Annotated in this window: 7 protein-coding genes, 1 tRNA gene and 1 rRNA gene; 2 read left to right on the top strand and 7 right to left on the bottom strand. The window is 61.3% G+C overall.

All coding sequences use genetic code 11. The annotated features are described in order from the left end of the window. Positions 1 to 102: 102 nt before the first annotated feature. From GJR99_RS09750 to GJR99_RS09740, 3 genes are all read right to left on the bottom strand, one after another. A tRNA-Ala gene (locus tag GJR99_RS09750) sits at positions 103 to 174 on the bottom strand. Between the two features lie 93 nt (positions 175 to 267). Further along, positions 268 to 1,740: ribosomal RNA gene (locus GJR99_RS09745) — 16S ribosomal RNA — on the bottom strand. Positions 1,741 to 2,537: 797 nt separating this feature from the next. Beyond that, on the bottom strand, positions 2,538 to 2,852 hold the full coding sequence (locus GJR99_RS09740; protein ID WP_151111638.1) for a non-histone chromosomal MC1 family protein: 315 nt from the start codon (positions 2,850 to 2,852) through the stop codon (positions 2,538 to 2,540). A 237-nt stretch (positions 2,853 to 3,089) separates the two neighbouring features. Here GJR99_RS09740 and GJR99_RS09735 point away from each other — a divergent pair, with 237 nt between their 5' ends. Together GJR99_RS09735 and GJR99_RS09730 are read left to right on the top strand one after the other, a co-directional pair. Further along, positions 3,090 to 3,287, top strand: coding sequence for a hypothetical protein (locus GJR99_RS09735; protein WP_004044784.1), 198 nt, complete (start codon positions 3,090 to 3,092; stop codon positions 3,285 to 3,287). A gap of 59 nt (positions 3,288 to 3,346) precedes the next feature. Next, positions 3,347 to 4,402 carry a quinone-dependent dihydroorotate dehydrogenase gene (locus GJR99_RS09730; protein ID WP_151113924.1) on the top strand — a complete coding sequence of 352 codons (1,056 nt, stop codon included), beginning with the start codon at positions 3,347 to 3,349 and terminating at the stop codon, positions 4,400 to 4,402. Between the two features lie 33 nt (positions 4,403 to 4,435). Here the strand turns inward: GJR99_RS09730 and GJR99_RS09725 are convergent, their stop codons facing one another. From GJR99_RS09725 to pheS, 4 genes are all read right to left on the bottom strand, one after another. Beyond that, entirely contained in the window at positions 4,436 to 7,042 is a 2,607-nt protein-coding gene (locus GJR99_RS09725) for a valine--tRNA ligase (protein WP_151111636.1), read from the bottom strand. Between the two features lie 96 nt (positions 7,043 to 7,138). Continuing rightward, the gene (locus tag GJR99_RS09720) at positions 7,139 to 8,344 is read right to left on the bottom strand and encodes a trans-sulfuration enzyme family protein (protein ID WP_151111634.1); all 1,206 of its coding nucleotides are present in this window, start codon (positions 8,342 to 8,344) and stop codon (positions 7,139 to 7,141) included. 195 nt (positions 8,345 to 8,539) lie between these two features. Next, positions 8,540 to 10,252 carry a phenylalanine--tRNA ligase subunit beta gene (pheT, locus tag GJR99_RS09715; protein WP_151111632.1) on the bottom strand — a complete coding sequence of 571 codons (1,713 nt, stop codon included), beginning with the start codon at positions 10,250 to 10,252 and terminating at the stop codon, positions 8,540 to 8,542. Next, positions 10,252 to 11,751, bottom strand: coding sequence for a phenylalanine--tRNA ligase subunit alpha (pheS, locus tag GJR99_RS09710; protein WP_151111630.1), 1,500 nt, complete (start codon positions 11,749 to 11,751; stop codon positions 10,252 to 10,254). Before pheS ends, pheT begins: the two co-directional genes overlap by 1 nt. Between the last annotated feature and the right edge of the window lie 181 nt (positions 11,752 to 11,932).

The following is an 11,932-nucleotide window of genomic DNA, read 5'->3' as shown; positions in this document are numbered from 1 at the left end:
CGCTTGCGCGGGATGGTGCATCAGTCGTCAATGTCCATCACATCGTATCGTCGTCCCACACTTAAGGGGCACGATTCAACGAGCGTTGAACATTGCTTACCATGGACCCACAGGGATTCGAACCCTGGGCATCCTCCTTGCAAAGGAGGCACTCTACCACTGAGCTATGGGCCCGTGTCAGCCCTAGTAGTTCTAAGGTGTCCGAACGGATGTGTTCGAACTCGGAAATCGAAAGTGAGCCACCCCGTCGGGGTGGTCTCGGTCGTTAGGAGGTGATCCAGCCGCAGATTCCCCTACGGCTACCTTGTTACGACTTAAGCCCCCTTGCGAAGCCCAGATTCGACTATCGTGTGATAGCCTCATCCGGACCTCACTCGGGTGCTTTGACGGGCGGTGTGTGCAAGGAGCAGGGACGTATTCACCGCACTCTTATGAAATGCGATTACTACCGAATCCAGCTTCATGAGGGCGAGTTTCAGCCCTCAATCCGAACTACGATCGAGTTTCGGAGATTAGCGTCCTCTTTCGAGGTAGCAACCCATTGTCTCGACCATTGTAGCCCGCGTGTAGCCCAGCTCATTCGGGGCATACTGACCTACCGTTGCCCGTTCCTTCCTCCGCTTTAGCAGCGGCAGTCCTTCTAATGTACCCAGCCAGTCGAAACTGCTGCTGGCAATTAGAAGTGCGGGTCTCGCTCGTTGCCTGACTTAACAGGACGCCTCACGGTACGAGCTGACGGCGGCCATGCACCTCCTCTCTATAGCGTCGTGATAAGGTCATCAACCTGATCGTCATCACTATAGTCGGAGCTGGTGAGATGTCCGGCGTTGAGTCCAATTAAACCGCAGGCTCCTCCGGTTGTAGTGCTCCCCCGCCAATTCCTTTAAGTTTCATCCTTGCGGACGTACTTCCCAGGCGGCTCGCTTCTCGGCTTCCCTACGGCACAGCACAGGCTCGTAGCCTGTGCCACACCTAGCGAGCATCGTTTACAGCTAGGACTACCCGGGTATCTAATCCGGTTCGAGACCCTAGCTTTCGTCCCTCACCGTCGGATCCGTCTTCTCGAGGTGCTTTCGCCATCGGTGGTCCGTCCAGGATTACGGGATTTCACTCCTACCCCGGACGTACCCCTCGAGCCTTCCGGTCCCAAGCCACGTGGTTTCCACCGGACGCCCGCCAGTTAAGCTGGCGGATTTCCCGATGGACCTTCGTGGCCGGCTACGGACGCTTTAGGCCCAATAATATCGGTCATCACTTGAGCTGCCGGTATTACCGCGGCGGCTGGCACCGGTCTTGCCCAGCTCTTATTCCCCGACCGCCTTACAGTCGGGAAAAGCGAGGACTATATGCCCTCGCACTTGGGGTCCCCTTATCGCACTTGCGTGCAGTGTAAAGGTTTCGCGCCTGCTGCGCCCCGTAGGGCCCGGAATCTTGTCTCAGATTCCGTCTCCGGGCTCTTGCTCTCACAACCCGTACCGATTATCGGCACGGTGGGCCGTTACCCCACCGTCTACCTAATCGGCCGCAGCCACATCCTACGGCGCCTGAGCGTTTGGGAGAGTCGGCATTCCAGCGTGACTCCCCTATGAACTATTAGCCTCAGTTTCCCGAGGTTATCGTTCTCCGTAGGGTAGTTTGACCACGTGTTACTGAGCTTTCCGCAACGAGTCTAAGCTCGTACAACTAGCATGGCTAAATCGGACCCCAATAGCAATGACCTCCGGCAGGATCAACCGGAATGGGTCGCGACCATTTAAACCTGGTCGCGGGGTGTTGGCGGGTGAATGGCAGCGTATTGCTGTCAAATCACCGTTCAAAGGTCCGAGTTCGGGGACATCCGTTCGGATGTCACCGAACTACTAGGGCTAACATCAGATACCGTCTTGCGGCGTACCGCAGGGGCGGAATCCTCATTTCCTTCGGATTTGAATCGAGGTGGTTCGAAGGTATAAACCCGTCGAACCGCGCTCGACCCAACCCGTGAATCGGGACGCGTTGAAACGCCCCGAAATCGCGTTGTGTCTTTCGCATTCTTCCGAAATGCCTTGGACCACTTAAGGCCGTCGTATCATCGGCGCACCGGGAAGGTGTGTCATCCCGGTGTGCGCCAGACGACCATGGGTCGGGTGGCGTTCGGACGAAGCCTTCGGGGGGAGTGCCCCCGTGCGCTTCTTCACATTACTTCGAATGGCACGGTTACATAAAAGGCCGTCGAACCAAAGGCGCTTCGTCATGCGGTTTCATGCCGAGAAACCTCATAAAATCGTGATGAATTCAGAGAGACACGAAATTCAGAGAGATATGAATGTCTCTCACGAGTGTTGATGTCGCGCGACTGGAGGCCGGCCGTTCATCCCCCGCGTCGTACGTACGGTCTGACCGGGTGTTGGTCGCGCAGGCGGAACTGGTAGGGCTGTCGTCAAAGGGGTATCGACTCGTGGGCACGCGTGCCGGCTGGTGGTGAGGGATTCGTCTCCCAATCTGATGTTACACGTGCGTGCGCAGTCGCGCGCAATAAGAAAGTGAGCTCTGCCGACTTATTCTTCGAGGTGCTCGATCCCCTTCTTGGAGACGTTCCCCTTGGTGATGCTGCCTTCCATCCAGCCCGGCTTGTCCTCGGGAGCACTGCTCTCCCAGGCCCAAGCGTCGAAGATGTGAACCTTGTCGGTCCCCTTCTCACGGAGTCGAATCTCGACTGCGCTTGATTGTGCTTCCTCTTCGGAGTCTGCAGGGTCGAGCCGTCGGGCTGCTTTGAGTGCAGCCTGTCGTGGCATGCTCCCGGAGAACACACTCGTCTCTGTACCGTCCTCCTCTCGGAGCACGAAATTCCGTTTACCGTCCTCGCGTACCATGATTTTCCACCTCTATGCCATTGAACCACATGGCACATCATAAATATATCGCCGATTTTCGACCGACGACGGGCACATACTTATATACTCCACGGGGTTCGCCCTCTCGAGTAGCTATCAAACAGGAGATATTTTTGGCAAAAAGACGCCCGTAATTGGCCCAAACCCCCCTTGGCGAGGAATGACGGAGACAACACTTATGTATCCACTGCAGCGAACCAACGGATAGACCCCCAGATGGTCCGGAAAAAGAAGCTCAGTCCGAGTGGCGCCAAAGACGAGAATGGCGAGTATCACAACGTCCACGTCAACCTCCACGAAGACGAACTCGCAGTCGCCGGGATGGAAATCGGCGACGAGGTGTTCGTTCGGGTTCGAGACGGCAAGATCATCATCCAGAAAGCAGACCCAGACCAAGTCGAACACGACTTCTAACGGGTGTGCCGTACCGTCTCACCACTACCCTCCTCCAGCGAACCGCACGTAATCCCGAGATGAACGTCTACCAACTCGCTAAACCGCTCCTGTTTTCGCTCCCACCAGAGACCGCCCACGGGACGGTTCACGGACTACTCCGGTCGGTCCGTGACACGCCCGTCGAATCGCTCCTCGAACGCCGCTACCGCGTCTCTGACCCACGACTCGCGACGTCAGCGTTCGGCCTCGACTTCCCCAATCCGGTCGGCGTCGCCGCCGGATTCGACAAGAACGCCGAGATACCGACTGTTCTCGCAGCACTCGGATTCGGCCACGTCGAAGTCGGTGGCGTCACCGCCAAGCCACAACCGGGGAACCCTCGCCCGCGCATGTTCCGCCTCCCCGAAGACGAGGCGCTCATCAACCGGATGGGCCTCAACAACGAGGGCGCGGACGCGGTCGGTGCGCGTCTGTCTGCAGGGCCACGCCCGGACGTCCCGGTCGGCGTCAACCTCGCACTCTCCGAGGAGACGGCCACCGAGGACGCCCCCGAAGACTACCTGTACACCTACGAACGCGTCGCCGATGGTGCGGACTACTTCGTCGTCAACGTCTCGTGTCCCAACAGCGAGGGCTTCCGCGACCTACAGAACCGCGACTCCCTCGAAGCGATTCTCGGCACCCTCGTGGACGCGGGCGCGGACCCACTCCTCGTAAAACTCTCCCCCGACCTTCCGGACCCCGCCGTCGAAGACGCACTCGAAGTCGTCGACGACCTCTCACTCGACGGTATCATCGCGAGCAACACGACCACCTCTCGGCCCGACTCCCTCCAGAACCCGAATCAGGCCGAACGCGGCGGTCTCTCCGGCAAGCCCATCGAAGGCGCGGCCACCGAGATGATTCGGTTCCTCGCCGACCGAACCGACGTTCCCATCGTCGGCGTCGGCGGTGTCTCCGACGCCGAAGGTGCCTATCAGAAGATTCGCGCGGGCGCGTCGATGGTCCAACTCTACACGGGCATGATATACGAAGGCCCGTCCATCGCACGTGACATCAACCGTGGCCTCCTCGAACTGCTCGAACGCGACGGCTTCGACTCGATAGAAGACGCGGTCGGTGTGGACCGATAAAAAAGCGAGTTTTCTGCGGCCGCCGTTTTCCGCTCAGTTCTTGACGATGATGAGCGCGCCCTCGGTCTCGACGAATTCGCCGTCGCCAGAGTAGGTACGCTCTTCGTTGACCTCGAACGCGTCGGGGCCGAGTTCGACGCCCGCGACGTGGAGTTCGTCACCGACGAGTTCGTAGTCGTCCTGTGCGAGCGCCGCTTCGATGTCCGGAACCTTGCTTCCGAACTCGGGGCCGACGATGGAGTAGTCGAGGTCGATACCCGAGATGACCGACTCGATAGGCGGTTCCTCGTCGGTCGAGGTGAGCGAATCGACGTGCATGACGCCGCTGATGTCGTCTTCGAACCCGTGGATGTCGCCGTACACTTCCACGTCGTCGATGCCGGCGTTCATCGACAGTTGGGCGTCGCTCTTGTACTTCCGAAGCGCACCGACGACGGCCATGGCAGTCTCGCCCGCCTCGAAGTCGGCGTCGAGTCCGAGCGGGTCGGGCCACGACTGTTCGTGGACGCTCTCTTCGGAGTACATCTCGCGCCAGAGTTCCTCGGTGACGTGTGCGAGGATGGGCGCGAAGAGGACGAGGAAGCGCTGGTGAGCAGTCTGCAACGTGTAGGCCGCCGACGGGTCGTCGCCCTCACGGAGGCGCTGTTTTGCGATTTCGAGGTAGTCGTCACAGAACGTGTGCCAGAAGAAACTCCGCAGGCTATCGCGAGCCTTCGAGAACTCGCGGTTCTCGAGTTTCTCCGTCGCGTACTCGATTTCGCGGTCCAGCGAGGCCAAGAGCCAGCGGTCGAGCGTCTTCAGGTCGTCGTGGTCGAACTCCTCCGGTGCGTCTTCGGTGAGCGAATCGACGAGTTTCGACGCGTTCCAGAGTTTGCGCATCAACTTCTCGCCCGCGACGAGGCCCTTCTCCTGGTACGGCAGGTCGTCGCCGACGGCGCTTCCGGCGGCCCAGTAGCGTGCCGCGTCGACCGGGAACTTCTCGAGAACCTCGTCGGGTGAGACGACGTTACCGACGGACTTCGACATCTTCTCGCGGTTCTTGTCGAGGACCATCCCGTTTATCATGACGCTGTCGAACGGAACCTCGCCCGTGTGCTCGTAGCACTTGACGACCGTGTGGAACAGCCAAAACGAGATGATGTCGTGGCCCTGTGGGCGCATGTCGAACGGGTAGAGTTCGGGCTTGTCCATCTCGAACGTCTCACTCTCTGGGTTCCAGTCCCACCCAGCGTTGATGAGGGGCGTCAGCGACGAGGTTGCCCACGTGTCGAAGACGTCGTCTTCGGCGACGAACTCGTCGTGGCCACACTCGGGACAGGTGTCGACCGGTGGGTCGTCCGAAAGCGGGTCGACCGGCAGGTCCTCGCGCTCGGCGACGACGACGTGTTCGCAGTCCTCGCAGTACCAGACCGGGAACGGAATTCCCGACGAGCGCTGCCGGGAGATGGCCCAGTCCCACTGGAGGCCCTCGATCCAGTTTTTGTACCGCGTGAACATCTTGTCTGGGAACCACTCCATCTGCTCGCCCGCTTCGAGGTACTCCTCGCGCTTGTCGAGCAGTTTGATGTACCACTGGTCTTTGACGAGGAACTCGACGCTCGTGCCACAGCGTTCGTGGACGTTGACCGTGTGAGTGATGGCGCGTTTGTCGAGGAGCGCACCGACGTCGTCGAGGTCGGAGACGATTGCCTCGCGTGCCTCGTCGGAGGAGAGTCCGGCGTAGTCGTCTGCAACCTCGGTCATCGTGCCGGACTCGTCGATAGCGACACGAAGCGGCAGGTCGTGTGCCTGATACCACTCGATGTCGGTCTGGTCACCGAAGGTACAGCACATGACGAGACCCGTTCCCGTCTCTAGGTCGACGCGCTCGTCTTCGAGGATGGGAACCGTCTGTCCAAAGAGCGGAATCTCGGCCTCCTGTCCGACGAGGTGCTGATTGTCGTCGTCGTCGGGGTGGACGAAGACGGCGACACACGCGGGCAGAAGTTCGGGACGCGTCGTCGAGATGACAAAGGAGTCCTCGGAGTCGGCGACACCGAACTCGATGTCGTGGAAGTGCGACCCCTGTTCGTCGTCTTCCGTCTCGACTTGCGAGATAGCCGTCTCACACTCGGGACACCAGATGGCAGGTGCGCGCTGACGGTACTGCCGGTCTTTCTCGTAGAGGTCGATGAACGAGAGTTGCGAGATACGCTGGACCTCGGGCGAGATGGTCTGGTACGTCTGGTCCCAGTCGATGGAGATGCCGAGATTCTGCATCTTCTCGGTGAACTCCGCTTCGTACTTCGAGGTGACCTCGCGGCAGAGTTTCTGGAACTCGCGTCGCTCGTAGTCCTGGTGCTTGATTCCGAGTTCTTCTTCAGTCAGCAGTTCGGACGCGATTCCGTTGTCGTCGTATCCGAACGGGAAGTAGACGTCCTCGCCGCGCATCCGGTTGAACCGGGCGACGAAGTCCTGGAGGGTGAAGCCGTAGACGTGGCCCCAGTGGAGACTCCCGGACACCGTCGGCGGCGGCGAGTCGATGGAGAAGACGGTGTCTGGGTCTACCGCACCCTCAGGGTACGCATACAGGTCTTCGTCGACCCACCTCTCTTGCCAGTTCGCCTCGACGGTTTCCGGGTCGTATTCTCCGCTCGGCATTGCGTTGGCGTATCTACCACTGGGTAGACTGTTAAACAACTCGGTTAGCGGCCCAGAGGGCGGGTCGTGACCGGCGGAGAGACCGCCGACGCGACTTCAGACTGACGCCAGCGCTGCGTCGAGGTCCGCGAGCAGGTCGTCGACGTGTTCGACGCCCACGGACATCCGAAGCAAGGAATCAGAGATGCCGAGCGCGTCGCGTTCGGTCTGTGCCAGCGGAGAGTGCGTCATCGTCGCCGGGTGTTCGATGAGACTCTCGACACCGCCGAGACTGACTGCGAGGGGGAACTCACGAAGTCGCCCAAGGAACTCGGCCGTTCCATCGAGGTCCGTATCGAGTTCGAACGAGAGCACACCACCGAATCCGGACTGCTGGCGGACAGCGAGTTCGTGTTGTGGGTGTGAGTCGAGGCCGGGGTAGAGCACGCGCGTCACTGCCTCGTGAGATTCGAGGAAGCGCGCAATCTCCATCGCGTTCTCCTCGTGTTGGCGCATCCGGAGCGGGAGCGTCTTGATGCCGCGAAGCGTCAGGTAGGAGTCGAACGGCGAGAGCATCGACCCCATCCCGACGCGCTGGAGGAAGGCGAGTTCGTCCATCACGTCGTCGCGGTTGGTGACGACGGCACCCCCAATCGAATCAGAGTGGCCGTTGAGATACTTCGTGGTGCTGTGGACGACGACGTCGGCACCGAGCGACAGCGGATTCTGGAAGTACGGACTGAGGAACGTGTTGTCCACGCCGAAGAGCGCGCCCCACTCGTCCGCGATGGCCGCGATAGCCTCGATGTCACAGAGGTGCATCAGCGGGTTCGTCGGCGTCTCCATCCAGACGAGGGTCGTCTCCTCGCGCATCGCGGCTTCGACGTTCGCTGCGTCCGTCGCGTCGACGAACGTCACGTCGACGTCAAGTCGGTCGGCGAACAGGCGATTGAGCATCGTCTTCGTCCCGCCGTAGAGGTCTTCGAACGCGACGATGTGGTCGCCGGGGCGGACCGTCGCCGTCATCGTCGCCGCGATAGCCGCCGTCCCGGAGACGAACGCGAGTGCGTGTTCGGCTCCTTCGAGCGCCGCCAACCGATGTTCGAGCGCGTTCCGCGTCGGGTTCGACAACCGCGAGTAGAGATACTCACCCGCGTCCGGGTCGAGGAGTTCGAGGTCCGCGTCGGGGTCCACGTCCGGAATCGAGTACGTCGACGACAGGTGGAGGGGAACGACGACGTCTTCGACACCGGGTGCGGGTGCTTGCCCGTGTTCACCGTGAGTGACTGCCAACGTCTCGCGCATTAGTTCATAATCGTTCATACAAGAACCGGCGCAGAGTCACAGCCTAAAGGTTTCTATCGTTCTCACAGTAAATGCACAAAAGGAATGACGAGGATTCTGAAATTACCCAAGGTAATCTCAGCGAGACCAGTTCGGGGCGTCACGTGTCGGTCTCGGTGACTCGCCCCTGCTCGCCAGGTGAAAATCTGGGTTGAAAAGTCGATGTGGGGCTACTTACTGCAGCGCCGACAGGTCGAATTCGAACGCCGCGACCGGCAGTTCGAGGTCGTGTTCGACGAGGACCTTCGGGTGGATTTCGCCGACGATACCGACGTCTTCGCCGTCGATGACGACCGCGGCGGTTCGGCCGGGGATGAACGACGGATGCTCGGTTGCGGGCGTCTCCAGTTCCACGTCGAAGTCGCGGCAGAGCGTCGCGAGCCGGGCTTTCGCGTCCTCGTAGGTCGCGTCGTGGCGCGCGACGACGGCGGCGACGTGGCGTGCTTCGGCGACACGGGTGTTCTCGCTGTCGTCCTCGTGTGCGACGTGGCCGATTTCCGCGAGGTCCTGTGGGTACGCGCGGTGGGTGTTGTTCTCCAGCACCATCGAAAGCGACGGCAGCACCCACGTCCGAAGCATGGTGTAATCCTCGCTGTACGGTTCGGTGATGGAGGCGGGTTCGCCGCCGCCGAGGTAGTCAGCGCCGGGTTCGATACCCATGCGCTCGTAGTTCTCTTCTTCCGAAATCATGTGGAAGTTGAGCATATCCTCGAACCCGAGGCCGACGAGCGAGGTGCGGGCGGCGTCTTCGAGTCGAGAGCGCTCGTGACGCTGGCCGACCGTTCCGACGTCGGGGTAGCGCGGTTCGAGTTCGTTGAACCCGTAGGCGCGGCCGACGTCGTCCACCAGGTCGAGTGGGTGGAGCACGTCAACGCGGTACGGCGGAATGGAGACTTCGTAGACCGTCTCTTCGCCGAGTTCCGCTTCGACACCGAGTCCGGAGCGCTCGAAGAGGTTGATGACCTCGTCCATCTCCAACTCGATGCCGAGAATCGACTCGATTCGGTCGTGGCTGACGTGTTTCGTCTCGACGTCGAAGTCGGGTTTGACGACCGTTCCCTCGTCGTACTGGACTTCGACCTGCTCGATGGTCGCCCCGCGGGCGGCCAGCGCGTAGCAGATGATGTTGCACATCCGGTCGATAGTCCACTGGTCGGTGCCGGTGAGTTCGACGAACAGGTCGCGCGACTCGGTCGAGACTTCGGTCCGTTGGCCGTTGATGACCGGCGGGAACGAGAACAGTCCGATTTCGTCGTAGATGGCCGGGTAGCGGTCGTACTCGGAGACGAGGTCGGCGTACTTTCGACCGGTCGCGTGCTGTTCGAGCACCTCGCCGGGGGTGAGTTCCTCGTTGGAGTCGAGGGCGACGAAGGTGTCGCCGTCCGGTTCGATTCCCTTGTACGTGATGGAGTTGCCCGTCGATTGCTCCGAGAGCACGTCGCCTTTCAGCATCGTCAGGTCGTGGATGCCGATGGCTCCTTTGGCGCGCTTGCGACCCATCGTCGCGTGGAGCTTTTCTTGCAACTGGATGAGCGAGTCCAGTGCGGCGTCGTCTAAGTCCACGCCGCGAATGACTGCACCCGTGACGTACGGGCGCTCGTCCGGGACGGACTCGTCGACGACGATGGTCCAGTCGGGGTCGTTCGTCTTCGGGACGGAGACGCCGCGTGCGTCACCGTACTGGTAGCGAAGCGAGCGAGCGACACCCTCCACCGAGAGGCGGTCCAGTCGGTCCGGGCCGAACTCCAGTTGGAACGCCCCGTCGTCGGTGACGCCCTCGAACTCGAGGCCGAGTGCGAACAGGTCGTCTTTGAACTCCTCGTCGGACTTCTCTTCGTGGCCGGTCAGGCGGCGCAGTTCGTCTGGTTGAACGTCGACTACGGGCATTACTTGAGCACCTCCGTCTCGCGGAGCAGGTCGAGGTCACACATCGTTCCGTGAACGTCGCGGATGTCGTCGAAACCGTACATGAGCATCAACAGACGCTCCAAGGCGAGGCCCCACGCCATCACGTCGCACTCGACGCCGAGTGGCCGGAGGACTTCCTCGCGGAACATTCCGGAGTTCCCTATCTCTATCAGTTCGCCCGTCTCGGGGTGTCGACCGAACAGTTCGAACGACGGTTCGGTGTAGGGGTTGTAGTGCGGTTTGAACTGGATGTCCGTGATGCCGAAGTGCGAGTAGAACTCCTCGAAGGTGCCCATCAGGTCGCGCACCGAGAGGTCTTCGGCCATCACCCAGCCCTCGATTTGGTAGAACTCCAGCAGATGGGTCGGGTCCAGCGTGTCGTTGCGGTAGACCTTCTCGACGGAGAAGTACCGCTGCGGTGGCTCTAACTCCCCAACCTCGTGACCGGAGAGGTAGCGCATCGACAGCGAGGTGGTGTGTCCACGGAGGGCGATTGCACGAGCGAAGTCTTCGCTCCACGGCGAGTGGTAGCCGTCGCCGTCGTCGCCGACACCGTTGAGGTGGGCGTCACGAACTCGGTCGATGAGGTCCTCGGGGATGTCCTCCATCGGCGGCACGTCGAGGGCGAAACGGTCCCAGTGGGTCCGTGCCGGATGGTCCTGCGGCATGAACAGGCAGTCGTTTATCCAGAAGTCCGCGTCGGCGTGGGGGCCTTCCATCTCGGCGAAGCCCATGCCGACGAGCACGTCTTTCACACGGTCTGCGGTCTGTCGGAGGATGTGTTTCTTGCCGCCGCGAACTTCGGGGGCGTCGGCTTCGACGTTGTACTCGGTGAACTCGACGTCTTCCCACTCACCGGACGTGAGCATCTCGGGGGTGAGTCGGTCCACAGTCTCGGCCGCCTCGACACCCTCCATCAGGGCCGTGACACCCTCGTCGGTGAGGGTGACCGCGCGGATGGTTCGCTCGCGGCGAACCACGAGGTTACGGGATTCGAGTTGGTCGAGGACGTCCGCGTCGACGTGGTCGCCCGCGGCGAGTGCTGCGAGTGCCGCGGCTTCGTCGTCGGCGTCCGCGTCGACATCGGAGTCGGGAACGAGTTCGCCCGAGTCGATGTGGCCGTAGCCTTTTCGCGCGAAGTTCGACAGCGCGATATCGACCTGTGGGCCGCCGAGTGCGGACGCGCCGATGACCTGTCCCATCGGGACCGCGTCACCGTCGCCGACGTCCATCGCGGCGCGGTAGAGTCGAAGCTCTGGGAGGCCGTCGTCGGCGTATTCGACACCTTCGTCGGTTAGTTCGACGTCTTCCTCGACGGTCTCTGTGACCGAAACGAGGCCTTCGTCGCGCAGGTCGAAGGCGGCACCCGTCACCGTCTCTGGTTTCAGGTCCGTCGCCTCCGCCAACTGTGCTATCGTTCGTTCGTCTGTAGCGCTCGCGGCGTTCAACACCGCGACCTGTGATTCCGGAAGTCGCATCTGATTCGTTGTGGCGTTAGCCGTCTGGGAGTTGGTTAGCAGTTTCGAAGCCTCGCCGTGGGGCGAGTCTGACCGAGCGGGTCGGTTTCGTCCGCCTGGCGTGGTCACGCCGGGGCAGAGTCCGCCGACCGCAGGCGGTCAGAAGAAAAAGCCGAACCCGAAGGTAGTCGGTTCGCTCACG

The organism is Haloferax marinum, from assembly GCF_009674625.1.
GTDB classification, from domain to species: Archaea; Halobacteriota; Halobacteria; order Halobacteriales; family Haloferacaceae; genus Haloferax; species Haloferax marinum.
Note: the sequence above shows the minus strand (reverse complement) of the source record. Positions and strands in the feature narration are given on the sequence as shown.